This is a genomic window from Thermococcus alcaliphilus (genome assembly GCF_024054535.1).
Classification (GTDB): domain Archaea; phylum Methanobacteriota_B; class Thermococci; order Thermococcales; family Thermococcaceae; genus Thermococcus_A; species Thermococcus_A alcaliphilus.
The window spans coordinates 126,890-151,321 of the sequence record NZ_JAMXLV010000019.1 but is presented as its reverse complement, the minus strand read 5'-3'; the positions used below and the strand labels follow the sequence as shown (position 1 = coordinate 151,321).

Here is a 24,432-nt window from a genome sequence, read left to right as displayed (position 1 = left end):
TATATCACCTCTTCAATATCCCTTTCTCTTCCATGAACAGATAAAGCTGGTGTTTGCTCTTGAACTGTCCGCCCTTGGCCCTTATGTAAAGGTTGCGGTAGGTGTGTTCATCAATCTTCTTCTCTGCCTTGAGCTTTCTAAGTTCCTTTCTAAGGGCTCTAATCGTCATCATCCATCTCTCTTTCTTGCCCATCCTTGCGGTCTTCTTACCCTTTCTGCTTCCATGTCCCCTATGCCTTCCCTTCTTTCTCGCTTCTTGCCTAAGCTTTGCCCTGTACCTGCTCTGTCCCTTAATTGGCTTTTTCTTGATGACGCCTTCATTGATTAATCTTTTAATGTCCTCTCTTGTGATAGCGGACTTAACATCATCAATTCTTTCAGGGTCTATCCAAACCCTATTCTCGCCACATTTCAAAAGTTCAGCAGCAATTCTTCTCTGCATTTTGAGCATGACCTTCACCTCGCGTTGAGTACCTTAATACCCAATTCCTTGGCTCTCTCAATTATCATGAGTCTCTTCTTCTTTCCGACGGTTCTAGCTATTCTAGCGGCCTGTCTGGTTGGGTCTATCGTCTCAAGCTCCTTAACATTGTGTACCAGTACTTCCTCGTAACCGCTTGGGTGAAGTCCCCTAACTGCCCTCGGTGAGCTCCATCCAATGCTTGGTGATCTTGCCTTTCCTTTAAGCTTTAGCCTCATCTTGCTGTCTGTTCCTTTGGGTCTCCTCCACTTGGGATCATTCTTAAATTTGGGAAACCTCCACCATTCTTGCCTAAGAAACTTGGGCTTCTTCCTTTTGAGTTTGGCCCTTACCCTTAAGAGTCTCGCTTTTTCCATTAGTCTCACCTCAGAACTTTATAGGTTTACCAGCTTTTTCAACGATATAAATACCATCTTGGAAGACTCTCCTATCCCTACCGGTAATCCTTGTCGCTTGCTCGATGTTTGCCGCAGTTTGTCCGACTTTCTCTTTGTCGATTCCCTCTACTATTATTTCGCCACCCATGACCTTTACTGTAACTCCGGGGAGTATCTCAGCAACTCTTGGTGCCTTTTCACCAAGGAAGTTTTCTATGTAAACTTTGTCGCCTTGCACCTTGACTGTTATTGGGAAGTGGCTGTAAACGACCTTAAGCTTGTATGTGAATCCTTCCGTGACGCCCTTGATCATGTTTGCTATGTGGGCCTTGAATGTTCTTGCAATGGCTATATCCTTTCTCCTTGGGAAGTCCTTGTAAACAACAACTTTGCCGTCTTCAGTGAATATCTTAACCCCTGGATAGCTGAGTTCTCTCTCAACCTCTCCCTTTGGACCCTTTACCTTGACAAGGCTACCGTTTATCTCGACGGTGACTCCTTCTGGAATCTCAACTTCTTCCCTCACCCATGCATCAATTGGCATTTCTCTCACCTCAGTAGACGTAGGCTATTAACCTTCCACCAATGCCCTTCTCAAGGGCTTCCTTGTGTGTCATAACACCTTGGGATGTGGAAACTATTAGAATACCAAACTCGAATGCTGGAAGGAATCTCTTTTCCCACTTTTCGTACTCTTTAGCTTTCACTGAGAACCTTGGCTTTATTGCTCCTGCCTTGTTTATCTTTCCTAGGAGTTGAACTCTGTATATGCCTGCCCTTCCATCATCGATAAATTCAAACTCACCTATGTACCCGTTCTCTTGCATAACCCTAAGTACCTCTCCAATAAGCTTTGAGGCTGGCTTTATGTAAACCTCCTTCTTTCCAACTCTCTCGCTGTTTGTAATGTGAGATAAAGCATTTGCCAAAGGATCTAACAGAGTCATCTCATCTCACCTCAGTCGTATTTCTTAAATCCTAATTTTGGAGCTACCTCTCTAAAGCAGTGCCTGCAGAGCATTAGTCCGTGTATTCTAACTATCGGTCCAAATTGTCCACAGCGGATGCATCTTCTCGCGCCCTTACCAAACTTCCTCGGCTTTCTCTTGTTGTAATCAGCCTTCGCCATAATCATCCCTCCACAATCTGGACTCCAAACTCTTCCTGCATGAAAACCATACCCTCTTCTTTTGTAAGCTTGTGTCTTGTGGGGATGTGGTGCCTTCTTCTCTTCCTTCTTACAATTCTGTATCCCGGTCTTTCAAGTGTTACACAGACGTCCATACCAAATATACCAATTTCTGGGTCGTATTCTACTCCCGGAATGTTGATGTGTTCATCAATACCAAAGCAGACGTTTCCGTGCTCATCAAAACTGGATTCCTTAAGTCTATTGTCAACGGCAGCCAATAGCCTTTTGAGCATGTCGTAGGCTTTTTGACCCCTTAGGGTTACCTTAACCGCTATCGGCTCGCCTCTTCTAATTCCAAAGTCCCTGTTTGTTTTCTTTGCCTTCCTTCTTATTGGCTTCTGACCAACAAGTGATTCTAACATTGTCTCAGCCTTTGTAAGTCTCTCACCACTCTCACCAACACCAATGTTTATGGTGACTTTGGCTATCCTAGGCCTTCTCATAGGGTGAGCTTCCCAATCCGCTAAGATTGCCTCTCTGTTAGCTATCATTCTTTTTCACCTCACGGTAATGAGATCTTTGGTTCCTCTTTACCCAAAACAAATGCGTAATCTTTCAATGTATCAAAGAGCTCTCCTTCCTTGTCTTCAATTGTAACCACGTCTGGCCATCCACCTGGGAAGTGCCTGACCTCAACGATTTTTCCTACCCTTGCAACGTTCTTACCTTGAACAACGAACACATAGGCCCCAATCTCAAATGGAAGCACTTCAACTATCTCCCTCTCTGGAACTTTCATTAAGACGGTGTCTGAGGTCTTGAACTTATCTTTGGTTTCATCTGTGAGTGAACTGAGCTTGATTAAGTGGTTTGTTCCATCGTGGAAGTTGAGCTGCAAGTTTCCTCCCTTTACCATTCTCTTGTTGTTTATCCTCAGTGGCTTTATCTTCGCCTCTTCTTCGCTTATTGGATGGAGAATAAGCTTTCCAATTCTGTTTGGAAAAACTCTGTAGTGCTCCCCGGTTTCTGGTATTGAGACAACGTCCATGATACCAACTGGGAACTTGTAATCCTTCCTAACCCTGCCGTCTACAAGCACTTTTCCTTCGTTGAGGATTTTTCTTGCTTCCCTACCGGTCTTTGCGTATCCAAGGTAATCCCTAATTATGTAAATGAGGGGAATTGATGTTTTCATGTTGTGCGGACCAGGGGAAGGTCTTACAGCCCACTTGTATGTCTTTCTCTCAATGTACCATTGAGTTGGAGCAGCAAGCCTCTTTAAGTGTCTCTTAGCACCTTTCCTCGCCATCTTCAAGCCCTCCTCTCAATTATCTTCTTTCTTCTCTCATCTTCAAGGTTCAGTTCAACAATCATAACATTTGATGGGTGTATCGGGTAGAACACCTCGGTACCGTTAACCTTCTTAAGAGTTGCTCCCTCGACATGAATCCTGTACCTCTTAAGATCAACTTCCACAACTTTTCCTTCATGCCCTTTAAAGTCCCCTCTCATTATTTTTACTTTGTCTCCAGTCCTAATTGGAAGAGCTCTAATGCCGTACTTCTGTCTAAGCTCTTTTGAAAGGGTAGCACTGACTATCTTGTGTCTGAGATGAAGGGGAGCATTGTACAAAAACTTCCTTTGCTTTCTCGGTTGTTTGCTCTTTAATCTCATTTCTCTCACCTCACAATACTATACTCGCGATACTTCCTACTCTAACCCACTTCTCAGCGGCTTCTCTCGCAACAGGCCCTCTAACCTCAGTTCCTCTTGGAACACCTTCGGGTGTTGTAATAACGGCTGCATTGTCTTCAAATTTTACTCTCATCCCGTCAAGCCTCTTGTACTCTTTTCTCTGCCTTACGATAACTGCCCTAACAACTTGGTGCCTCATATCAGGCCTTCCCTTCTTTACCGTTGCAACTACCATGTCGCCAATGCCTGCTGAGGCAAGTCTCCTTCTAACACCTTTGTAGCCTACTACCCCGATTATCTGGATCACTTTTGCACCTGAGTTGTCTGCCACTTTAAGGTAGGCACCAATTGGCAACGCCCTTGTGGGCCTAACTGGAGAGATACCTCTTGTAGCACCAGCACCTTTCTTTGCCATTCTCTTCACCTCTCCTCAGCTTTTTGGGTAACCGCAATCACTACAAAGCTCTTTGTTTTGCTGAGGGGTCTAGTTTCAGCTATGATAACTTTGTCCCCTGGCTTTGCGTTGATGCATGGTGGGTTGTGGGCGTGTATTCTGCTTCTTCTAAGCTCGTAACGTTCGTATTTCTTCAAGTAGTGATAGTGCTGTCTTTCAACGGTAACTGTGTGCCTCGGCTTGTCACTAATGACAACTCCCTCAAACACTCTACCATGTACCTTAATGCGTCCGTGCCATGGGCACTTTGGATCATCACACTTCTCTGCGGGAGGTTGTATCCTCAATCCGATGTCTCTCATCTTTTTCACCTCTTTTTCAATCTCATCTCAGGCCTTCCAATCAGTTCTTCTCCCTTTATTCGTATTTTTTTATCGTCAATTTCAAACTCAAATTCGGCAACATTCTTGGGAACTATCCACACCTTTTCTCCAAGGATTGTGAGGGTGTTTCTCGTCTCGTCAATCACGTATCCCTCAATACCTATCAACCCCGGATGAGAGCTGTTAATGACTTTGACCTTCAGGCCTATGAGCTCGTGCATTGTTATTGTTTTTCTGGTCACTCGACCTCTATTAATTCCTCTGAAAATCCAAGTTCTGCCAATAAGCGCTTCACCTTTTCTCTGTGATCTCCTTGGAGCTCTATTCTCCCGTTTTTGGCTGTTCCTCCGCATGCCAGCTTCGCCTTAAGCTTTTTTGCAATCTCTTCAAGGTTAAACTCCTTCTCATCAATTCCCTCTATTATGGTCTTGAGCTTTCCATAACGGGCCTTTTCAATGTAGACCCTAATCCTTTGCTGTTCCTTTAACACCTCTTTAAATAACATCTCATCCAGGGGGTTCACAATCCTAGGCACTAACCATCACCCTTTGCTCCTCAACTTTTCCTTCTTTATCGTTAAAAGGCGGGCAATATCCCTCCTAAGGTTCCTAATAACCATCGGGTTTTCCAAAGATGTTCCCATTGTAAGCATTCCCCTTTCCTTTGCAAGCTCAAGTCTTAGCTCTCTAATCTTGGCCTCTATTTCTTCCACGCTCATCTCCCTAATCTCACTTGGCCTCATTGTTCGCTCACCTCTTCCTCAATTGGTTTTTCTATGATCTCGATTTCATCCGGAAGTCTTGCATCTGGTGGCATAATTGAAACTTTCACTCCAAGAACGCCAAGCTTTAGCAATGCCTGTGCATAGCCCCTTGAAACCAAAGTTTCAGCGGGATTTCCAACTTTTGCAATATATCCCTGATAGAATCTCACACTTTTAGCTCTTTCTCCTGTAAGCTTGCCGCTTATTCTGATTTCCACACCTCTTGCGCCATTGTTCATAATTGCCCTTATTGCAGCGTATGCAGCTCTTCTAAAGTGGACTCCCCTTTCCAATGCCTGGGCAAGCCTTGTCGCTTGAACCTTAGCGTTAAAGTAGGGGTTCTTGATTTCCTCAACCTCTATCTGGGGGTTTTCCAAACCAAATTGTCTCTCCAGTATCCTTGTAAGCTCCCTTATTTTTCTTCCGCCTCTTCCTATAACGAAACCTGGTCTCTCGGCAAATATAACAACCTTTGTCCCAAGGGGAGTCTTCTTGATGTCAAGTCCTCCATAACCAGCTCTTCTAAGCTCCTTCTCAAGATATTCATCGATGAGCATTTCCTTAATGCTTTCCTTTATGAAATATCTCTCGATTGCCATGAGCTCACCTCCTAATCTCCTCAACAACTATCTCAATGTGTGTTGTCTGCTCGTTGAATGGTGTGGCTCTTCCAAAAGCCCTTGGTATGTATCCCCTAAGCACTGGTCCTCTGTGAGCTGCAGCGTGGATGATCTTTAGCCTATCTGGATCAAGACCCTTCTGCTCTGCATTGTTTCTAACATTGAGGAGAATCTTTTTGATTTCCTTAGCGACTTTCACCGGATATCTACCAGGCCCAAAACCCTTTCCTTTCTTGTGGCCTTGGGAGTCGTTGAACCTTCTGAGGGGGATAGGTCTTCTCTTGGCTATTACATCATCAAGGAGCTTTATGGCATCGTTGAGCATCATTCCTTTGATTTCTCTGCAGACTTCTATTGAGAGTTTCGGGGATATTCTCAAATCTCTCCCGCTTGCCTTTGCCATTCTCTCTGGGTCAAAATTTTGGAAAGAGTAGGAAAACTTTGCCATTACCTACCACCTCACTTGATTGCAACGAACATTGATGATCTTGTAGCACCAACACCAGGTGAACCGTGTTGGACTCTCTTTCTTGTTAGAGCAAATTCTCCAAGGTAATGTCCAATCATCTCTTCCTTAATCTCTACTGGGACAAACTCCTTACCATTGTGGACGTAAATTGTGATTCCTACCATCTCTGGAAGGATAACCATGTCCCTGCTGTGAGTTCTTATTGGCTTCTTGTATTTGCCCCTCTTTGCCAACCTGATCTTTCTGAGAAGCTTCTTCTGTTCAGGTGTTAACCCTCTCTTAAGGCTTCTCCTCTGTCTTGAGGGGAAAAGTCTAGCCAAATCTTCAAGAGACATGTTCATTAGTTCTTCAAGAGTATAACCGCGATATTTAAATTCTTTCCTTGCCATTTATACCACCTCACTTTCTCCTTCCGGTTCTTCTCGCAGCTATATGACCGACTTTTCTTCCAGGTGGAGCTCTCCTTGAGACTGTACTTGGCTTACCGATGTGGTGCTCTTTACCACCGTGTGGGTGATTGACTGCGTTCATCTTTACACCTCTTGGTTTAGGCCAGAACCTGTTTCTTGCCTTCATTATGTAGTATGCCTTACCTGCCTTGACTATTGGCTTTTCAAGTCTACCTCCACCGGCAACTACACCAATTGTGGCCCTGCACATTGGATTGAATGCCTTAAGTTCACCACTTGGCAATTGAACAATTACTCTGTTCTTCTCTTTTGAAACAACTAGAGCATAACTTCCTCCGGCTCTCACATACTTTCCACCATCGCCCGGAGAACCTTCAATGTTGTAAACGTATGTACCCTCTGGAATCTTTGCAAGTGGAAGTGTGTTTCCAATTGCTATCGGAGCTTCAGGTCCGATGTAAACCTCTTGATCCACCAAAAGCCCCTCTGGGGCAAGGATGAGCTTCTCAAGACCGTTCTCAAACTTAACCTTGGCAACCGGTGCGGTTCTTCCGGGGTCGTGGAGTATCTCAACTACCCTACCAGCGAGGGTCTTTTCTTGGGTGAAATTCAAGGGGATGTACTTAACAGCACCCCTATATCTGTGAGACGGTGCTCTGAAGGTTGTTGTTCCTTTTCCTCTCCTCTGTTGAATCAAACTCTTACCCATTCTCACTCACCTCAGAACAATCCTATTCTAGCAGCAACCTCACTTGCGCTATATTCAGGCTTCAATTTCACGTAAGCCTTCTTTTCACCTTTCATTGTTATGAGTGTATTGACTTTCTCAACTTTGACGTTGTATATTTCCTCGACAGCCCTCTTTATATCTTGCTTTGTAGCCCTTCTATCGACTATAAAGGTGAGCTTGTTTTCCCTCTCAACCATGGAGATTGCCTTTTCTGTGACTACAGGTCGTATAATAACTTTATATGGATCCATCACTCATCACCCATAAATCTCCCTTAATCTCTCTATTGCTCCCTTCGTCCATATTGTGAGTCTTCCGGGATGTGCACCTGGGGCTAACAGCTCTACACCCAAATTGTCCACTAAAACTACGTCAACACCTGGGTGGTTTCTTGCTCCCTGGATTATTCCCTCGTTTTTGGCAACCACAATAAGTGGACCTTTTGCCTTTTTGTACCTTCTGCCTCTCATCTTGCCCTTTCCAGCCCTCACTTTGGTGTTTTTCTTTGCCCTCTCAATATCCTCCCAGACACCGAGCTTCTTGAAGATCTCCCTAGTTTTTGCTGTCTTGTAGACCTTTTCGAGCTCATCTTCCACCACAAGGGGAACTTGAGGCAGGTTATCAATTATGTGGCCTCTCGCTTTAACTAAATCGTAGTTTGCAGTGGCAGCTATGGCACTCATCAAGGCAAGTCTTCTTTCCTTCTTGTTGATGTCTTCCCATATTATCTTCTCTACTTTTGGTGGGTGAGTTCTTCTACCACCTCTGGCAAACGGAACAAACGCTGCAAACCTTGGGGAGGTCTTTATCCTCTCAACCCTTGCCATACCGTGACCTTTTCCGATGTTCTCAGTAACCCTCCTCTTACCCGCAAGGGGATCTCTCCCTTGTGGTTGTATGCGGTGGGTCCATGAAGCGATGACAGCTCTCCTAATGAGATCTGGTCTGAAAGGTGTTTGGAATACTTTTGGAAGTTCAATTTCTTCAATTGGCTCGCCATCGAGTGAAAATACCTTAACTTTCATAAACCCTCACCTCATTGCTTTGATTCCCTACTAACGTATGTTATTTGTGGAGCCTCAACAGGTGGCTTCTTTGCTGGAGGTCTTATTGCCGGTCTTACTCTGATTATTCTTTTAATTGCTCCAGGTATGGTTCCAGCTATCATAAGGAAGTCGTTTCTCACTATTCCATAGTGTGGGAACCCTCCCTTTGGAGTGATCTCGATTTCCTCTCCATTGAGCTTTAGTTTTCCGTTTTCCCCTATTCTCAAGAGCCTCTTGTTGAATTCAGTTCTGTGGTGGAAACCCATCTGTCCAGCTTGTGGAACCGTCCACATAACCCTAGCTGGGTGCCATGGACCAAGGTTACCAACGTGTCTTGCCTTTCCGGCTCTTTGAGCCTTGTGGAACTGTATCTTGATGCCCCATCTCTTAACTGGGCCCTGGGTACCCTTGCCCTTTGTGACGGCTACTATGTCAAGAAGCTCTCCCTCTTTGAGAACTTCACTTGCTCTGAGTTCGTTTCCAAGCTTCTCTTTGATGTAGGCAAACTTCTCTTCAACGCTTGTTCCACCAACAGCGTACTCCATAACCTCAGGCTTCTTCTTTATCCTCGCGAGCCATGGCTGAGTTGCCACAAGAGCCCTAACTTCAACTATTTCCCCGGACTTAACAAGGTCCTCAAGCTCTCCAAGTTTTTGCTGGAAGGTCTCTTCGTTGTAGTTCTTTGGAAGAGTCTTAATCCTTCTCTCAAGAAGCTTGTAGAATGTTACGTTCTTTGCTTTCTTTGATGGGTAATTCTCGAGCTTGAAATCCGGAACTATGACCTCAGTTGCAGTTTCAAGTCCAAGGTAACCCTGCTTGTAAGCTCTAACCCCATAGACGATTAAGGGCGGAGCTTCAACTATCGTTACTGGCACGAAGATCTCCTTACCCTTCGTAAGCCCTGGAGCATCGTCTATCATAAGCACATGGGTCATTCCAGCTTTGTATCCTGCAAATCCGAGCATTCTAACCTCTTGCTCCTGTGGCCAGTTTCTAATTCTTGGGACTATGCTCTTGGCTCTTTTTCTTGGGGAATATGCCAATGAACCTCTTCTTGGTCTGCTAATTTTTCCCATTTCAATCCCTCCTTATGAAATTAAATATCGCCAATGTCGCCAACACGGCTTCCTCCGTTCTAACGGTTTTTGTCTTTTGATTTGGAATCGTATTGAGGATTAGATCAAAGGGATAATCCTCATTGAAGTCTCTCAGGATCTCCATTATTCCCTTCCGGGGAGATCCAAACACGAATCCCACTTCCCCTTCCAACGGGGGAAGGTTCACTTTTCTCACATCCTCACCCTTTCGTGAGGTCGCGATTGCAAGGTTGAGTTTTGCCTTTTTAAGTGTTTTTGCCAAAGACTTTCTGGTGAGATGCACTCGATATCCCCAATACTCCTCGGGTTTTGAGGGCACTACCTTGAGCGGCTTCAGAGACACGATTTTGAACGTCATTCTTCCTTCTCCACTTCCCTCAACGAGGGCAAGCTCATCAAGGCCAATATCCGCGTAAAGCCTCTTGCCTTTTCTGATTACAATGCCCTCCCTGATTTCACCGAGCTTGGGTCTTCCTTTGAGCTTATGGTGGGGAGTTCTCAGAGGTGGCAAAACACCCACGTACCTGAGCTCCTTTGTAAGTGGTATTAAGCTCTTCCGCAAATACTGGGGTGTTTCCATGTATTCGAGGATTAGCTTAATGAATTTCCCGTCTTTTCCTCCTGCTTTGTAAATCCATATGTGCTCAACGCCAAAGATCGCTGCCGCCCTGCCGATCTGTCCAACTTTATAAGTCCTTATCTTTGGGTCAGAGGTCTCTTCGAGGAGTGAATCTGGAATGAAGATATGCCATGCCATTTCAGTCAGCCTTTACATTTCTATACCCTAAAGCTGTAGTGGGGTAAAAAGAAAGTATTTAAAAGGCTTTCGAACCATTCCACCCTTCTGAACCTTCAAAAGTGTGAAAAATTTTTGCAAAGATTATTTCGCAATATTCTCTATAGCATTTATAATATTATGAATATTGCTTTTAACCTCTTCACTGAGTTCAGTCCCCAATTCAATCTCTTTAGCCACAACCCCAACGAAATGAATCTCTGCTTTAGCTAGCCGTTCATCAAGAGCCATCAAAAGCTTGAGTCCATCGATAGCCCCCATAAAATGTGCACTCCTTATTTCAGCCTTAAGCTTTTCAAAAACTTCTTCTCCCTTTAGATGGATCATTTCTCCGGGTTTGTATTTATCGGTGAGTATAGCATCGATGATTATTATTCTTTCTTCGCCATTATAATAGCGTTGAAGCTTGAATATATCTGTTCCTATCTCAAGAACGTTGTAGCCCCTCTCTGCCAGAATTCTACCAACCTTCAACCCCACACCATCATCTTTCATAAGCTCGTTTCCAAGGGCAAGGATCAACGTGCTCATATTCTCACCAACAAAAATTAGAAGGGAAGTTAAAAAAAACTAAAGCCTAACTACGTGAACAGAACACGAGATACATGGATCATATGCCCTAACCGTCATCTCTGCAAGAAGCTTGAGCCTCTCTGGGTCATCTTGCCAGTGATTCTCAGCCATCATTCTAACATGGCGTTCCATAATTGCAAGGTTCATTGCGGTTGGTGTTATGATGTCCGCATAGTTAACTCTTCCATCCTTGACTTCAAGAGCGTAGACGAGTAAACCTCTTGGAGCCTCGGTTATGCTCACTCCAAAGCCGTCTTTTAGCTCTACCTCATCCCTCTCTTTTACCGGCCACTTTGCAAGGGTGTCATCAATTATGTCTATTGCCCTCTCTATGAAGTATACTAGCTCAATTGCTTGGGCGAAATTGTTTGCAAAACAGTTGTTGTATCTTAGTAGGTCTTTGTATTGAGTATAGAGCTCCTTTGCCTTGCCATATAGAAGGTCAGCGTTGTTAACTATTCTCGAGATTGCACCGACCATAAAGGGCCTCCCTTTGTAAAAGCTGTGCTTTGCAAAGCTGTGTTCAACTACTTTTTCAACTATGTGTTTTTTGTAGTCCTCAACCGGAAACTCAAACCCATCACTTACTTTGATGTAGTCTCCGTATATACCATAGACGTCGTTTCTCGGCTTCACTGCCATGTGAACCATCTCATCATCGGTTACCTCTTCGTATTGCTCAAGCTTTGAGAAGAGCTCCACTGTATACTCGGCTAAAGGCAGGGCCTCTTTCAGTTCTCTCTTGAGCTCTTCAAACTGGGTTTTTGTTGGAAGCTTCCCAAAACCCCCAAGCACAGCGTTTTCTTGATGAATTGCTCTTGAGCCGAGATAATCCATTATCTTTGAACCAATGTTTTTTAGTGCCATTGCATATTCGATTTCTCTCTTATATTTGTCAACCATTGCCAGTGGATTGGAATAGCCGAGATAATCTGGGAGAACTAGTAGGTAAAGGTGTAGAGCATGGCTTTCTATGGTATCTCCCATGTAGAGCAGCTCTCTCAAGTCTTGAATCTCAGGTCTTGGGGTAAAACCTATGGCCTTTTCTGCAGACTCTAAAGCCGTGAGCTTATGAGATGCTGAACAGAAAGAACAAACCCTCGGATAGATCGCCAATGCCTCTTCAAGCTTCTTGCCAATTGTAATGGCTTCAAAGAACCTCGGACCTTCTATTATGTTAAGCTTGACTTCTTTAACCCCCTCATCACTTGTAACTATCTCTATTCCTCCCTTACCCTCAACACGGGCTATATGATCAACCGTAATCGGGATATACATCATTCTCCCTCCTCAAATATCTTGTTAACCATCTCTTCAAGCTTCGGATTGTGGGCGTTGAAGATCTTCATTCTCTCAAGAATCTCCTCTTTTGTAAGACCTTTCTTCTTGAACTCTAAGGCTAGAGAGTCAAACCATGCAACGTCATAGCCTACAGCTCCTCTGCACCCAATGCAAGCAACGTTAAAGCCGGGACACCTTGCATCACACCCAGCAACTGTCACTGGCCCTAAGCACGGCTCTCCCTTTTCTATAAGAATACAGGGGTTTCCTCTAAGCCTGCACTCAACACATACTGGATAATCAATGTCCTCAGGCCATGAGCCCACTAAGAATGTGCCCAATGCATAGAGAAAGTCCTTCTTCTCTGGTGGGCAACCGTAAAGCTTGTAGTCAACCTTGATGTATTTTTCAACAGGCTCTGCCATCTTGGGCTCAAATTTAACATGAGCATCTCCGTAAACAGTCTTCCAAAGCTCACTAAGTTCTTTGTCCTTACCCCAGCTCTGCACTCCACCTTGTGTTGCACAAGCTCCAACTGCAACGACTATCTTAGCCTTTTCCCTAATCTTCTTTACAAGCTCTACTTCCTCTTGAGTAGAGACACTTCCCTCTATGAAGGCTATATCGACTTCCCTATCCTCATCACTGTCCCTTTCCACCATGAACCAGCATTCTATCTCCGCCTTGTCCAAGAGATGGAGTATCTCATCCATCATGGCCATTTGAAGCTGACAGCCATAGCATGAAGTTAAGGCGTAAAATCCAATTCTAACCTTCTCGCTCATTTCTCCCACCTCAGTCCAGCAGTCCGGGGGTTGATATTATGTCAAAGTAGCCAAATACAGGTCCGTCTTTACATATGTACTTCCATGATGTGCTTGTTCCCACGTTGCAGTGCCCACATTTTCCAATTCCGCACTTCATTTTTCTTTCAAGGGTTACGTAGATGTTCTCTGGCCTGTATCCATAGTTTATGAGAGACTCAAAGACAGCCTTATACATCCTTGGAGGACCACAAACCGCAACCGCTGTATTCTTAGGATTTGTGTTCGCCTCAACTATGAATTGCTGAGGTCTGCCCTTTAATCCAGGCCAATCAGGATCTCTTGTAACGCTTTGGATTATCTTGACGTTTTCAGCCTCTGCCAAGTCTTTCATTGCCTCAAGTTCTTTGTAAAAGAGTAAATCCTTTCCGTATCTGGCTGTGTTTATGAACGTGATGTTTCCATACTTCCACCTGTTGTCCATTGCATAAAGGAAGACGCTCCTAAGGGGAGCAGTTCCAAGACCTGCTGCTATAAGGAGTAAATCCATCCCTTCCCACTCATCTACAGGGAAGCCGTTTCCATAGGGACCTCTAACTAAAACCGTATCTCCCGGCTTAAGCTTGTGAACTACAGTTGTTACTCTACCTGCTTTTCTTATACAAAGTTCAAAGAAACCTCTTCTCATAGCGGAGGAACATATGCTGATTGGTACTTCACCAACACCTGGGATAGTAAGCTGAACAAACTGTCCCGGCTTGAACGTCCACTTTTCAGCTAACTCTGGATCTTCAAAACGGAATAGGAAAAGCTTTTCTGTGTCCGTAAGCTTGTAAACTTTGAGTACCTTTGCTTTATGGAGAGCATATGGGTTCTCATCTGGCATCATAATATCTTTTGGTACAGTGCTAGGAGTGCTCATAGCTCCTCACCTCCGGCAGAAGTGCCATATGCAAATCCTCTCTTCGGAATCTCCTCAGCAACTTCAGGAGGACATGACTTATCCTCAAGTCCCATAATAGTTCTCAAATTCCTCACGAAGCTTATTTCTGCTGGACAGAAGTATGTACACCTTCCACATCCGACACAGTAGCTTATGCCAAGCTTCTCATTGTAGGAGTTCTTACATAGGTAACGGTTCATAAAACGACTCTTTTTGGTTGGTCTAAAGTTGTGGTTTCCAGCCACAAGGCCATGACTTCTCAACTGGCATGAATCCCATCTTCTAATCCTAACGCCCGTGTCTCCATCAAGATTTGGTATATCTTGGACTTCATAACATCTACACGTTGGACATGTTAAGTTACAGTTCCCGCATGCTAAACAGAGTTCACTCTGCTCATCCCACATTGGATGCTCCATTTCCATCTCAAGCAAATATCTGAGGTTCCCCCAATCCTCATGGTATTTGAACATCTGGTGCTTTTTGTTTTCAAACTCTCTAAAGTTGCATACATCCTGGCTCGTTACCTCTTCAAAGAGCTTTATGTTTTTATCAACTATCCTGTGCCCGGTTGGAGTGCCAACCCTCACGAGCCATCCGTCGGGAAGCTCATGGAGGAATAAGTCGAAACCATCGTCTGCAAAATCTGTCTCCCTCAAATTACAGAAACAGTACTCATCTGGAACACAGCTAATTCCTATTATTATGCCCTTTTCCCTTCTAACTTTGTAGTATTTGTCAGGGAGCTCATCCAAGTAAATTGTGTCCATTATCTTAAGACCAAAGATGTCACACGCGTGAACCCCGAAAACTACAAAGGGTTCAACGTTTTCAATAACCTCCTTGTATTCTGCCTTCGAAATGCTGAATTCAAACATTTTTTCCCTCGGAAGGAAGAAGAACTTCTTCGGAGGCATTATTGTCCTGTTATATTTGAATTCTATTTGCCTCACGTCTTCAACTTCTCTGAAGTCGTAGAACTTCTCCGAGATTTTTACTGGAGCATAAAGTGTTCCCCAGTCTTTTAATCGCTCTAGGAACTCGTAAGTATTCTCCTTCGGCAACTTAACATACCTCAACTCCATCACCCCACTGATGTACACAAATAGTCCCAGTGAACATTTTTATTCATCCTCATTGAAAGCTTGTTTTGTGTATAAAAAAGCATTTCTAAACCCTTAGATTTTCAACCAAAGGTTTAACACAGCAAATTCGCCCAAAATACTTTGTTCATATATTCTTTAAACAACAGAAACCAACATCAAGGTTCAGATAAGTCGCACTAACGACTGGTTTTAAGCTTAGATGTACAGAAAAGTGTAACCAAAAGAAACAAGTCATAGGTACTAACGAATATCTCTCCTTGAAAGCATCAAAATTAGGAAACTTAGCAGGTACATTGCTGAGATTGAATAAAACGCTGTTTCATAACCTGCAGTATCGATCAAAAGCCCTATAAAATACGGGCCAGCGGTTGCTCCAAAAAACCCCATCATGTTCACAAAACCCATCACTGTGCCAAGGTTTTCCTCACTTGCATGTTCACTTGTATAAGCGGTAACTATCGGACCAACGGAGTAGAAAAACAAGCCCAACAACAAAACCAGCATGGGATATGCTGTTTTCACCAACAGAAAAGACAGGAAAGCATTTAGAGCGAGAACAGAGAAAAGACTAGTTTCTCTAATCCTATCATACACACCTCCTCCAGCAATAGAGCCAAAGATCCCCACTATCGAGAGGAGAGAGAAGTAAAAGGAAGCTTCTTCTACACTTCTGCCTTTGTTTACAAAGAAATCTGGAAGGAAAGTCAGCATTCCAAAGAAGGCTGCTAATACTATGAAGTTCATAACACTTAAGCTGAACACCTCCTTAGGCACCGTGAACTTTGGCCGTTCAACTTGCTTTACTTCCCCCTTGATTATCAGCATAAGCGCTAGTCCAACTGTTAAGCTCATAAGCGAGAGAACTAAAAACGAATACCTCCACTCTAAGGCCAAGGCTATTGGAATAACAATTGCTGGAGCAATGGCACTTCCTATTGGAGGTCCAACCATAAAAACACCCAATGCGGAACCTTTTTTCTCCCTGTAAATCTCGCTTATAAGAGCAGTTGCTGGAGCGTAGTAGAGACCAGCAAAAATCCCATAGAGAGCCCTAATGGCAATAAGATGCCAGTATTGCCGGGCGAAAATAATCAAGGAGCTTGCTAACGAATAACCAACAATGCTGATAACTACAAGCTTTTTTCTTCCGAGTTTGTCCCCAAAATAACCGGCTGGAACTTGAATCAAGGCATAGGGAAGGAGAAGGGAAGTCATGAGAAGCCCGGCCTGAGCGTTTGTTATGGTTAACTCTTCTTTGATTAGTGGGATAAGGGGAGGAATAGCCATTCTGTGGGCATAGTTGAATATCCACCCAAGAGAGAGCAGTAAGAGGAGTTTTCTCTGCATATTTTGAGGTGAGAGGCTGAACGTTTAAAAAATTATCGAAGAGTTAAATATAAAAAGGAGATGATGTAGGGCTGAGTGAGAGCCATGGTAAGTAAACTTCTTGCACTCGAAGTATATCCAAATCTTAAGTATCTCGATTTTAGGATACTTAGAGGAGTAGAGCTTAATATGCGCCATTATGAGTGGGTGCCCCTCGAGGTAATAGCCAAATTTTCCCGAGTGGATATTGAAACTGCCTCTTATCGCCTAGGGAAACTCGACAATTGGGGACTCGTGAGGAGAAGAAGTGATATAGGCTACATAGGCTACCAGCTCACAATACATGGATACGATGCCTTGGCAATAAGGGCATTTGCTCAAAAAGGGATAATTAAGGCAATAAGCCAAACACAAATTGGGGTAGGGAAAGAGGCGGATGTTTATGTCGGGATAACTCCAAATGAAGAGAAAGTAGCTGTTAAATTTAATCGGATAGGAAGAACAAGCTTCACAAGGATAAAGCTCTATAGACCCGATTTTATTGACAAAAGACATATATCATGGCTCTACATTTCAAGACTAGTTGCTCAAAGAGAGTATGAGGCTCTTCAACTCTTGAGCCCAATAGCCAAAGTTCCAAAACCCCTTGCATGGAACAGGCATGCGATTGTTATGGAATTTATAGAAGGGGTTGAGCTTGTAGAGCTTGCAGACACCGATTTGACAAAAGAGGAGGCTTCAGAAATATTAGACAAAGTTCTGGAAGAGTACAAAAAGATAGTCGAGTTTGGAATAATTCATTCTGATATGAGCCTTTACAACATAGTTCTTAAAAAGGATGGGGATATACTAATAATAGACTGGCCCCAATACTTAACAACGGCTTTCCCAGATGCCAAGTATTATCTGGAAAGGGATTTAAGGGTGCTCCTAAACTCCTTTAAACGAAAATGGAGAGTAGAAAAAGACTGGAATGAAGTCTGGAAAGAATTTGAGGATGCCTTTAAAAAGAGCTTAAAAGAGGCGTAAACAATGGAAAAGAAAGAAGAAGTCATTGTATCTATCTTGAGGGAAGCTCAAAGAGCATTAAACGAACGAAAAATTGATGCTGCCAAGAGGAAATTCGACGAGGTCATGCACCTCTCAAAGGACTCTTATCCATGGATTTATTTTGAAGCCTGTTTTGGATTGGTCGAGGCTTTTATCGAAGAGGGCAACTACAGCGGTGCTGTAAAATGCTCAATTAGAGCACTTCTGAATGCTTCAGATGGAGAGATGTTTTCACTTGGAGTTGAGAGACTAAAAAACGTTCTTGCAATAATCAAGAAGAATAATAAATTCGATCTACTCAAGGGTAGACTGGAGATTTTGCTCCCTCAAACATCCACTAACAGAGACCTTCACACCTTTGTACTGGCATTAGATGCACTTACAAAGGGAAATTATAAAGAAGCACAGCTTTTGGCCAAAGATATAAGCTCAGAAAAACTCAAGGAAATTATAGAATCACTCATTGAATAGTCTACCCAATAATCTTTCAAACTGTTTCTTTTCAGGCCTTACCGGAAAGTTATAGGGCTCTTTGCTGGGCTTCTCGTTGTAATAGGGTCGATTACATCCGGGACAGCCGTGAGTCATGAATGCACTCTCGTCGAGAATCTTAAAAAGCTCCTCTTTGGAAAGACCGAAATCTACAAGCCTCCCACTCTCAAACTTAAACTCTTCGACCCTTGCGATCTTGTTTTCAATTAAATAAACCCCAATCTGCATCAATCTGTACCTATTTGGGTCTGGAGGGGTCTTGTTTTCTAGTATAGTCCCCTTAATTGGGGTAAATGCAAAAATTGAAACCTTAGCCTTTGAATCATACGCCTTCTGAACTGCTTGTAAAAACTCTTCTTCGCTCTCGCCCAATCCAAAGATTAAATGGACAAATGCCTTCCCCTTGCCAAAAACATCAATAACCTCATCAACAAACCGCCACATATCCTCCCAGGAGTACATGGAATCTTTCACCTTGTTATACACCCTCTCACTTGCCGCATCTATACCAACGCCAATATAATCTACCCCAAGCCTTTGAAACTCTCTAAGAGACTTTTTGTCAACAGGAGTTATCGAGAGAGAAACTGGAAGACCCAATGGGTAAAAAGCTTTTAGAATCTTTGAGACGTCTTCCCCTAAATTCGGATAATCTATAGTTTGCAGGCATATTCTCGCAAATTTTGAACTTTTTAATTTTTCCACAACTTCATCCAACTCAAATGCGGGCCAAGTTATTCTCGAAAGCTTTTCTACATCTGCCCTGCTCTCTCTAGCCTGAACACAAAAGGCACAATTGTTCAGGCATCTCCCCTCATAATAGGTCATAAAATACGCCGTCGTGGGCTTTGCAAACATTTTTCCCTTCTTAAGTCCCAAGACAACTGCAGTTCCGTATGAAGCCCTTATTTTCATGGTCTTTTCCTCCCTAACACCTTGAGCAATATGAGGTTAGACAGAGATAAAAATGTTAGCATAGGGAGGAAAAGGAATACCTTCTCATAACCCTCAATTTCCGCCAGATAACCAAGGGCCAAAGGTCCAGAAAGGTAGCCCAAATCAAAAAACATTGTATAGACACTCGAACCTATTCCCCTTATATTCTTTGGAAGATTAGCTAAAGCCAGCATTTGAAGAGAAGGAACAGCCAATCCGAATCCCATTCCCAGAATAACAGCGCTTATATAGGCTTCAGGAGGCAGAAGGTGGAAGAACAAGATAACATAGGCAGATGTTATTAAGAGCAATCCAGAAGAAGCTACTGGAATTGGCCCCCTTTTATCCGCTTCCCTCCCACCAAAAACCCTTGTGAGAAGGCTAAAACCACCCATGATACTCGCATATATTCCAAAGATACTAGTGCCCAATCCAAGGATCTTATAGTATGCTGGAAGAAACGTGTACATACCACTATAGGCGAAGACCATAAAGAACAGCGAAATCGAAGCACCAACAAAAGATAGATTAATCAGATCCTTGTAAGAACCCTTCTTTTCCTCGCTTTCTTTGACCGGTATCTTGGCCCTAACTTCCCTATATGCATTTGAGACAAATAGGAAGCCCACTAAAGAAAACAAGATTGCGAGAACAAAGGCTGAATGAAATCCGAAGTAATCTGCCACTAGTCCTCCTACAGCTGGACCAATGAGCTGGCTCAGAGAAAACATAGTTCCTCTCCACCCCAAGGTCTCCCCGACTCTTCCTTTAGGGGCTAGGTTTATGGCGGTTGAGAGAGAGGATGGAAAGAAAAACGCCGATGCAGCACCATGAACCGCCCTCCCTATGGCAAAAATAGTCAAACTTCGCATGAAGAATGAGAGGAGATAGAATCCTCCCGCAACAGCACCAAGAACCGTCCCTATCATCATTACCTCAAAACTTTTCCCCTTGTCTCCCAAGATACCTCCCACGGGCTTTAGTACAAAGGCGAATATTGAAGACACTGAAGCTACGAAGCCAACTAAGAATGGGCTGGCACCAAACGTTATGGCAAGGGGGGAAATTAGAGGTGCCACTAGGATATATCCCAAGAAGAAGAAAAGTGTCGAAAAATGAAGAAGCCATAAGTCTTTTCTTTTCATTCTTTACCCCCTAAATCTTCACTCCTGGACTTTCCATGCCCTCTTTCATATATGCAACACTCATGTGCTTGGTATTTTTAGCAAAGCCTATGTTCCCCTCTCTATCAACCATGATTATTCCCATGTTGTCTCTCCCAAAATACTTCGTTGCAAGTTCTATTGCAGCTTCACTAGCTTTTTGTGCATTCAATCCGAACCTAACAAAGTCTGTAGCGGTTTTTGCAAGAGAAAGCTTTATGGCGACTTCCCCAAGTCCAGTGCACGAAGCTCCGGCAAATTCATTAGCATAGGTTCCGGCTCCTATTATCGGGGTATCACCAACTCTTCCAAACATTTTCAAGAAAACTCCCCCTGTAGAAGTGCCAGCCACTATTTCTTGCCCATCAAAGGCAACCGCCCCAACAGTACTCCTTAAAACTTCGGGGTATTCCCGTATCAGTTCACTGATCTTTCTCCAGTGTGGGATGTTTCCATCTTCCAGGAGCTTTTGTCTAAGCTTCTTCCACTGTTCAATTCTCTCCTCGGTTATGGGATTATACTCTTCAAATCCCATCAAACGGGCAAACTTAACTGCTCCTTCTCCAGCAAGGAGAACGTGATCAGTTTTTTCCATAACCTTTCTTGCCACGCTTATAGGATTTTTAACTCCCCATATGCTCGCAACTGCACCAGCTTCAAGATTGGAACGCATAATAGCGGCATCCATCTCCACTTTCCCATCCAAGGTTAAAACACTACCCGTCCCAGCGTTGAATACTGGGTTGTCCTCTAATACTTTGATAGCTTCTTCAACGGCATCAAGAGCAGAACCTCGTTTTAATTCTTTCCAACCTGCTAAAACAGCCTCCCTGACTCCTTCAAGGACTTTGGGAATCCTATCCTCGTTTTTTATTGTGCCGGCGCCACCATGAACAATAATCGCAACCATCAGAATCACCATTACGTAATGTCTTCGAAAGGTTAAAAGCATTATGGAAACGAAAAGAGAGAAGTTTCATTAACTCAGGCTCATGTTTATTATTGTCTCTCCTATGTTCTCAAGGTATTCCAGTATCCTCCGATAACTGTCCATAGCGACGGATTTTCTGTAATCTATCGACTTTATGTGGGCTTTTAGCTCAAGCATTATCTCATCAATCTTTTTTAGATCTTTTTGGGCTATCTGAGCCATGACTTTTTGGAGTATCCCCTTTAAGTACGCAATATCCAAATCCGGATCGAAGTTTTCAGCTATTCTAACCATGTGATCGCCTATTCTTTCAATATTGCGTACTATAAAGAGAACCCCTAAAAGGTCAAAATTCCTCTTTATTAGTCCTCCATCCTTTACTATGCTGCCCCCTGAGAGTATTTTGTTTACCGCTCTCAGCGTTAGGAAATAAAAGCGATCCAGTTCGTTTTCCAGCCCGTTGATATCTCTGAGAACTTCTTTCTTTTCGAATTCACTTATAAGCATTAAGTCCTCTATCATCGAAATTAAGATAGAAGTCAGTCTCTCTATTATTTCCCTCAGGTTTACCTCCTCATCCGCCAATAGGCTTTTGCTCGTAATCCTAAGGGGTTCCTCCAAGATTATTTCCAATCCCGGAAGGTTCTGGATTGTCCCTCGTATCTTTACCTTATATAGAGGCATGTCCTCTGTAAACTTTACATCAATAACGTCATACCCTTGTATGTAGGCAGAAATCAGAAGCCTAACCGCCATGTCTGGTGAAATATCCTTAGAAATTACAAGCTCCTTGCTTTCGCTAACTTCTTTGGGTTCCTTGGGAAGTATTAACAAAGACCCATCGGGATTGATCACTATCGGAACGACATCCCCCTGCTTCAAGTTATTTTCCTTAACCCACTTTTTTGGAAGTGAGATTATGTATGAGCTCCGTCCAGTAAACTGTATCTTCCTGAACTCCATATCAAACACCCAATCTATATAGAATTCTCACCATATAAATATTTTGATGTTTCGGCTTTCATCCAGAATTATCTTGTCCGGCTTTCTCTCAAGGATTAAGAAATTTTCGAAAATAAACAAAAGATATAGCATACAAATAGAAGCCTATAACAGCCTCAGAGATACATGACTTGGGAATTCTCAGACCTCTTCGAGCTTCTTCTTAACTTCCTCGGTGTTCTTCCTAGTCTCCTCAAGGGTGTTCCTGAGCTTCTCCAGCTCAAACTTCATTTCGTTTAACGTTTTGTTCATCTGATAGAACGCGAATATGAAAACCACCAAGAGTATAAGACCAAGGGTTATGCTTATCCACCCACTTGGGGTTGCCATCTGCCCACCTCCCCACGGCATGTTTCATTCCTCCAGGCTCTTTATCGTTTCGTTGTCTATAACCACTCTAAACTGCTTTGCGCGGTAGTACTTCTTGGCCCTCGGGTCGTCGGGCTCAAGGCGTAGCTCGCTCTCGACGAGGTCGGCCTTTTCGAGCTTCTTGAGGTGGAGATAGAGGAGCTGCCTTGAGATGCCCAGCTCCTTGGCCAGCTCATAGACGTACCACTCCTTCTGGCAGAGGAGTTTAAGTATTCTAACCCTCACGGGATTGCCGAGGGCCTCTCCGAGGGCCACAAGTTCGTCAACGCTCCGCACCATGACCATCACTTTTAGACTGCATATGCAATCAATGTCTTACAGAAGGAAAAGGGGAAGAAAGGATAAAAGCCTTTCGTTAGTTGGAGCCGACTATCTCAGAATACTCCTCCTCGCAACGACGAGGATAATCAAAAGGCTGAGCAACCCAAAGATTGCTTTCCTTTTCATCTTCATCCCCTCATTAGGGCGTAGATTATTCCCCCACCAACGAAGAGCACCGAAAGAGCTATTAGGGCAGATATGTTCCTCCAGTTTACCTTCCGCTCCTTTCTGTTGGTGACGATGTTTCTCAGCATGCACACCATCGGGCTGAAGTTGACGAAGAGGTGGAGCGCCACCAGCGCGACCATGGCGAAGCCGAAGTATATGTGGAGCCCTTCCCATGCCTCTTTGCCGAGGCCGAGGAAAGTCCAGAGCTCCTCCCTCGCAATTCTCCCGCTTGGCGCGAGGTAGAGGGCTATCCCCGAAAGGGCTTCGATGATAAAATCAAAGAGCAGGAGCAGGTCGAGGGTTGGTTTAAACCATCTCGGGACTCTCATTCTTCATCACACTCCTCTATTTCCTCCTCCCGGAAAGAGCCTCTCGCGATAAGGTATCCAACCACCATCACCGCGGCGATCACTATAAGGCCAACCACGAGGCCAATCTCGTTTCTTCCTGCATCAATCGGCCCCATCCCTTTTATCCTCCTCTCTGTGGATAGCCGGTGAGGGCTGGGGGCGCTGAGCCCCCTTGATGAGCTTTAATACGAAGTTCAGGATTGTCGTTATGGACTCACTCATTTTCTTACCTCCTTCAGGCTCCCTCAGCCTGTATTAGGCAGTCCCCGCTGCCGTAGCCCCTCATGGACTTGTTCCCTTCACCGTTGCCGCTTTTTCCATGTTCGTGGGTGCCTTTCTCGTCTCCGTTGCCCTTTATCCTTCCGCCCATTTTCCCTCTCTGTTCCTTTGCCATCCTGTCACCTTCCTTACCCTTCATGTGGCTGTGATTTTCTCCCGCCATCATCTTACCGTGTCCGCTGTGGCCAGTTTCTCCAGCCATTATTTCGTCAACCTGCTCCTGGGGAAGCACCTGAGCGGTGTACTCAACCCCCTCTGCCTCCAGGTTCCTCACGAAAGCCCTTAGGTGGTTCTCGCTTCCGGCCATGAGGTTGCTGTAAACCCTTGCTATGTCCTCGTTGTCGGTCTTGGCGATCCACTCCTCAAGGTCCTTGATGTCGGTTTCCTCTATGAGCGCCCCGACTTTGAGTGCATCAACGGTGCTCTGGCTTCCCTGCTCTATCAGCTGGTCGTAGAGAGCCTGGAGCTCTGGGTTCTCAAAGACGCCGACCTGGTCAAGCGTGCCCGGTGCGGTTAGGTTGTACTTATCGATCAGCGACAGCACGGCGTCCATGTGGCTCTGCTCGCTCTCGGCTATCATCTCAAAGACCGTCAATCCCGTCTCGTTGTGGAGCGTTAGGTAGACGTCCCTCGCGAGCTTCTCCTCCTCGACCATATAGATTAACCCGCTGGCCTCTTCGTCGCTCAGTGGTGCGTAGTAGCTCGTGTAATCCTCCTGGTATACCTGCGGTGCCTCCGGGTTGGTCCCTGGCACCCCTCTATATGCAGCCACACCTCCAAGCACCAGTCCGAACAGGGCTAGCACAAGGAACCCAAATCCCAATATCTTCTTCCACATGTTGGTTCACCTCTTCATATGTAACTTCAATATTACATATGTATGTTTGATTTATAAAGTTTTTGGTTGAACCTAAAAGTGAGAGAATTAAGGCAATTAACATCTAGGAACAAATAATACAACAAAAATTAGTGCTTCCAGGCATTG

General features: G+C 44.2%; 38 protein-coding genes. 2 read left to right on the top strand and 36 right to left on the bottom strand.

All coding sequences use genetic code 11. From position 1 onward, the window contains the following. Positions 1 to 4: 4 nt before the first annotated feature. From NF859_RS04585 to NF859_RS04455, 27 genes are all read right to left on the bottom strand, one after another. Positions 5 to 451 (bottom strand): 50S ribosomal protein L19e, encoded by a 447-nt coding sequence (locus tag NF859_RS04585; RefSeq protein WP_225806956.1) that lies wholly within the window; start codon positions 449 to 451, stop codon positions 5 to 7. 5 nt (positions 452 to 456) lie between these two features. Then, a complete protein-coding gene (locus NF859_RS04580) occupies positions 457 to 837 on the bottom strand; it encodes a 50S ribosomal protein L32e (RefSeq protein ID WP_252743212.1) in 381 nt (126 codons plus the stop codon). A 10-nt stretch (positions 838 to 847) separates the two neighbouring features. Then, complete coding sequence (locus tag NF859_RS04575; RefSeq protein ID WP_004068314.1) at positions 848 to 1,402, bottom strand: 50S ribosomal protein L6; 555 nt, start codon at positions 1,400 to 1,402, stop codon at positions 848 to 850. 10 nt (positions 1,403 to 1,412) lie between these two features. Beyond that, positions 1,413 to 1,805, bottom strand: a complete 393-nt coding sequence (locus tag NF859_RS04570; protein ID WP_004068317.1) for a 30S ribosomal protein S8 — start codon at positions 1,803 to 1,805, stop codon at positions 1,413 to 1,415. Between the two features lie 11 nt (positions 1,806 to 1,816). Beyond that, on the bottom strand, positions 1,817 to 1,987 hold the full coding sequence (locus NF859_RS04565; RefSeq protein ID WP_004068318.1) for a 30S ribosomal protein S14: 171 nt from the start codon (positions 1,985 to 1,987) through the stop codon (positions 1,817 to 1,819). Between the two features lie 2 nt (positions 1,988 to 1,989). Then, positions 1,990 to 2,541, bottom strand: coding sequence for a 50S ribosomal protein L5 (locus NF859_RS04560; protein WP_252743211.1), 552 nt, complete (start codon positions 2,539 to 2,541; stop codon positions 1,990 to 1,992). 11 nt (positions 2,542 to 2,552) lie between these two features. Next, positions 2,553 to 3,299 carry a 30S ribosomal protein S4e gene (locus NF859_RS04555; protein WP_252743210.1) on the bottom strand — a complete coding sequence of 249 codons (747 nt, stop codon included), beginning with the start codon at positions 3,297 to 3,299 and terminating at the stop codon, positions 2,553 to 2,555. 2 nt (positions 3,300 to 3,301) lie between these two features. Next, positions 3,302 to 3,664 (bottom strand): 50S ribosomal protein L24, encoded by a 363-nt coding sequence (rplX, locus tag NF859_RS04550; protein ID WP_004068324.1) that lies wholly within the window; start codon positions 3,662 to 3,664, stop codon positions 3,302 to 3,304. A gap of 10 nt (positions 3,665 to 3,674) precedes the next feature. Beyond that, complete coding sequence (locus NF859_RS04545) at positions 3,675 to 4,100, bottom strand: 50S ribosomal protein L14 (RefSeq protein WP_252743209.1); 426 nt, start codon at positions 4,098 to 4,100, stop codon at positions 3,675 to 3,677. A 5-nt stretch (positions 4,101 to 4,105) separates the two neighbouring features. Beyond that, the gene (locus NF859_RS04540) at positions 4,106 to 4,441 is read right to left on the bottom strand and encodes a 30S ribosomal protein S17 (RefSeq protein WP_004068329.1); all 336 of its coding nucleotides are present in this window, start codon (positions 4,439 to 4,441) and stop codon (positions 4,106 to 4,108) included. Between the two features lie 5 nt (positions 4,442 to 4,446). Beyond that, on the bottom strand, positions 4,447 to 4,815 hold the full coding sequence (locus NF859_RS04535; RefSeq protein ID WP_252743208.1) for a ribonuclease P protein component 1: 369 nt from the start codon (positions 4,813 to 4,815) through the stop codon (positions 4,447 to 4,449). Then, complete coding sequence (gene yciH, locus NF859_RS04530; RefSeq protein WP_238565091.1) at positions 4,701 to 4,967, bottom strand: stress response translation initiation inhibitor YciH; 267 nt, start codon at positions 4,965 to 4,967, stop codon at positions 4,701 to 4,703. Before yciH ends, NF859_RS04535 begins: the two co-directional genes overlap by 115 nt. Positions 4,968 to 5,003: 36 nt before the next feature. Further along, complete coding sequence (rpmC, locus tag NF859_RS04525) at positions 5,004 to 5,204, bottom strand: 50S ribosomal protein L29 (RefSeq protein ID WP_252743207.1); 201 nt, start codon at positions 5,202 to 5,204, stop codon at positions 5,004 to 5,006. Continuing rightward, on the bottom strand, positions 5,201 to 5,824 hold the full coding sequence (locus NF859_RS04520; RefSeq protein ID WP_252743206.1) for a 30S ribosomal protein S3: 624 nt from the start codon (positions 5,822 to 5,824) through the stop codon (positions 5,201 to 5,203). The genes rpmC and NF859_RS04520 overlap by 4 nt, the downstream gene beginning before the upstream one ends. Positions 5,825 to 5,828: 4 nt before the next feature. Further along, positions 5,829 to 6,293: a 50S ribosomal protein L22 gene (gene rplV / locus NF859_RS04515; protein ID WP_004068339.1), complete on the bottom strand. Its 465-nt coding sequence runs from the start codon at positions 6,291 to 6,293 to the stop codon at positions 5,829 to 5,831. Positions 6,294 to 6,304: 11 nt separating this feature from the next. Next, entirely contained in the window at positions 6,305 to 6,703 is a 399-nt protein-coding gene (gene rpsS, locus NF859_RS04510) for a 30S ribosomal protein S19 (protein ID WP_225806963.1), read from the bottom strand. 10 nt (positions 6,704 to 6,713) lie between these two features. After that, on the bottom strand, positions 6,714 to 7,433 hold the full coding sequence (locus NF859_RS04505) for a 50S ribosomal protein L2 (RefSeq protein WP_252743205.1): 720 nt from the start codon (positions 7,431 to 7,433) through the stop codon (positions 6,714 to 6,716). An 11-nt stretch (positions 7,434 to 7,444) separates the two neighbouring features. Continuing rightward, entirely contained in the window at positions 7,445 to 7,705 is a 261-nt protein-coding gene (locus NF859_RS04500; RefSeq protein WP_252743204.1) for a 50S ribosomal protein L23, read from the bottom strand. Positions 7,706 to 7,711: 6 nt separating this feature from the next. Beyond that, on the bottom strand, positions 7,712 to 8,479 hold the full coding sequence (rpl4p, locus tag NF859_RS04495; protein ID WP_004068347.1) for a 50S ribosomal protein L4: 768 nt from the start codon (positions 8,477 to 8,479) through the stop codon (positions 7,712 to 7,714). A gap of 11 nt (positions 8,480 to 8,490) precedes the next feature. Beyond that, the gene (locus NF859_RS04490) at positions 8,491 to 9,576 is read right to left on the bottom strand and encodes a 50S ribosomal protein L3 (protein ID WP_252743203.1); all 1,086 of its coding nucleotides are present in this window, start codon (positions 9,574 to 9,576) and stop codon (positions 8,491 to 8,493) included. Position 9,577: 1 nt separating this feature from the next. Next, on the bottom strand, positions 9,578 to 10,354 hold the full coding sequence (locus NF859_RS04485; RefSeq protein WP_252743202.1) for a putative RNA uridine N3 methyltransferase: 777 nt from the start codon (positions 10,352 to 10,354) through the stop codon (positions 9,578 to 9,580). Positions 10,355 to 10,477: 123 nt separating this feature from the next. Then, entirely contained in the window at positions 10,478 to 10,924 is a 447-nt protein-coding gene (locus NF859_RS04480; protein WP_252743201.1) for a hydrogenase maturation protease, read from the bottom strand. 39 nt (positions 10,925 to 10,963) lie between these two features. Continuing rightward, the gene (hydA, locus tag NF859_RS04475) at positions 10,964 to 12,244 is read right to left on the bottom strand and encodes an NADPH-dependent hydrogenase/sulfhydrogenase 1 subunit alpha (RefSeq protein ID WP_252743223.1); all 1,281 of its coding nucleotides are present in this window, start codon (positions 12,242 to 12,244) and stop codon (positions 10,964 to 10,966) included. Then, positions 12,244 to 13,032 (bottom strand): NADPH-dependent hydrogenase/sulfhydrogenase 1 subunit delta, encoded by a 789-nt coding sequence (gene hydD / locus NF859_RS04470; protein ID WP_252743200.1) that lies wholly within the window; start codon positions 13,030 to 13,032, stop codon positions 12,244 to 12,246. The genes hydA and hydD overlap by 1 nt, the downstream gene beginning before the upstream one ends. A 10-nt stretch (positions 13,033 to 13,042) precedes the next feature. Further along, positions 13,043 to 13,933 carry an NADPH-dependent hydrogenase/sulfhydrogenase 1 subunit gamma gene (hydG, locus tag NF859_RS04465; protein WP_252743199.1) on the bottom strand — a complete coding sequence of 297 codons (891 nt, stop codon included), beginning with the start codon at positions 13,931 to 13,933 and terminating at the stop codon, positions 13,043 to 13,045. After that, complete coding sequence (gene hydB / locus NF859_RS04460; protein ID WP_252743198.1) at positions 13,930 to 15,033, bottom strand: NADPH-dependent hydrogenase/sulfhydrogenase 1 subunit beta; 1,104 nt, start codon at positions 15,031 to 15,033, stop codon at positions 13,930 to 13,932. Before hydB ends, hydG begins: the two co-directional genes overlap by 4 nt. Positions 15,034 to 15,300: 267 nt before the next feature. Further along, positions 15,301 to 16,407, bottom strand: coding sequence for an MFS transporter (locus tag NF859_RS04455; protein ID WP_252743197.1), 1,107 nt, complete (start codon positions 16,405 to 16,407; stop codon positions 15,301 to 15,303). Positions 16,408 to 16,491: 84 nt separating this feature from the next. Here NF859_RS04455 and NF859_RS04450 point away from each other — a divergent pair, with 84 nt between their 5' ends. Both NF859_RS04450 and NF859_RS04445 read left to right on the top strand, forming a co-directional pair. Beyond that, a complete protein-coding gene (locus NF859_RS04450; RefSeq protein ID WP_252743196.1) occupies positions 16,492 to 17,415 on the top strand; it encodes a serine/threonine-protein kinase RIO2 in 924 nt (307 codons plus the stop codon). A 3-nt stretch (positions 17,416 to 17,418) separates the two neighbouring features. Then, the gene (locus NF859_RS04445; protein WP_252743195.1) at positions 17,419 to 17,907 is read left to right on the top strand and encodes a hypothetical protein; all 489 of its coding nucleotides are present in this window, start codon (positions 17,419 to 17,421) and stop codon (positions 17,905 to 17,907) included. On the opposite strand, the gene lipS2 is transcribed toward NF859_RS04445, so the two are convergent. From lipS2 to NF859_RS04400, 9 genes are all read right to left on the bottom strand, one after another. Further along, the gene (gene lipS2, locus NF859_RS04440) at positions 17,893 to 18,843 is read right to left on the bottom strand and encodes a LipS2 family lipoyl synthase (protein ID WP_252743194.1); all 951 of its coding nucleotides are present in this window, start codon (positions 18,841 to 18,843) and stop codon (positions 17,893 to 17,895) included. The two genes, NF859_RS04445 and lipS2, sit on opposite strands and share 15 nt — an antisense overlap. Continuing rightward, the gene (locus tag NF859_RS04435; protein ID WP_252743193.1) at positions 18,840 to 20,009 is read right to left on the bottom strand and encodes an MFS transporter; all 1,170 of its coding nucleotides are present in this window, start codon (positions 20,007 to 20,009) and stop codon (positions 18,840 to 18,842) included. Before NF859_RS04435 ends, lipS2 begins: the two co-directional genes overlap by 4 nt. 10 nt (positions 20,010 to 20,019) lie before the next feature. Then, positions 20,020 to 20,937 carry an isoaspartyl peptidase/L-asparaginase family protein gene (locus NF859_RS04430; protein ID WP_252743222.1) on the bottom strand — a complete coding sequence of 306 codons (918 nt, stop codon included), beginning with the start codon at positions 20,935 to 20,937 and terminating at the stop codon, positions 20,020 to 20,022. A gap of 69 nt (positions 20,938 to 21,006) precedes the next feature. Then, positions 21,007 to 21,921, bottom strand: coding sequence for a phosphate signaling complex PhoU family protein (locus NF859_RS04425; RefSeq protein ID WP_004068424.1), 915 nt, complete (start codon positions 21,919 to 21,921; stop codon positions 21,007 to 21,009). Between the two features lie 180 nt (positions 21,922 to 22,101). Next, positions 22,102 to 22,290, bottom strand: coding sequence for a hypothetical protein (locus tag NF859_RS04420; RefSeq protein ID WP_252743192.1), 189 nt, complete (start codon positions 22,288 to 22,290; stop codon positions 22,102 to 22,104). Positions 22,291 to 22,314: 24 nt separating this feature from the next. Beyond that, on the bottom strand, positions 22,315 to 22,608 hold the full coding sequence (locus NF859_RS04415; protein WP_252743191.1) for an ArsR/SmtB family transcription factor: 294 nt from the start codon (positions 22,606 to 22,608) through the stop codon (positions 22,315 to 22,317). Between the two features lie 170 nt (positions 22,609 to 22,778). Next, positions 22,779 to 23,147 carry a DUF4405 domain-containing protein gene (locus tag NF859_RS04410; RefSeq protein WP_252743190.1) on the bottom strand — a complete coding sequence of 123 codons (369 nt, stop codon included), beginning with the start codon at positions 23,145 to 23,147 and terminating at the stop codon, positions 22,779 to 22,781. After that, positions 23,144 to 23,284 (bottom strand): hypothetical protein, encoded by a 141-nt coding sequence (locus NF859_RS04405; protein WP_252743189.1) that lies wholly within the window; start codon positions 23,282 to 23,284, stop codon positions 23,144 to 23,146. The genes NF859_RS04410 and NF859_RS04405 overlap by 4 nt, the downstream gene beginning before the upstream one ends. A gap of 119 nt (positions 23,285 to 23,403) precedes the next feature. Then, positions 23,404 to 24,285 (bottom strand): DUF2202 domain-containing protein, encoded by an 882-nt coding sequence (locus NF859_RS04400; protein WP_252743188.1) that lies wholly within the window; start codon positions 24,283 to 24,285, stop codon positions 23,404 to 23,406. Between the last annotated feature and the right edge of the window lie 147 nt (positions 24,286 to 24,432).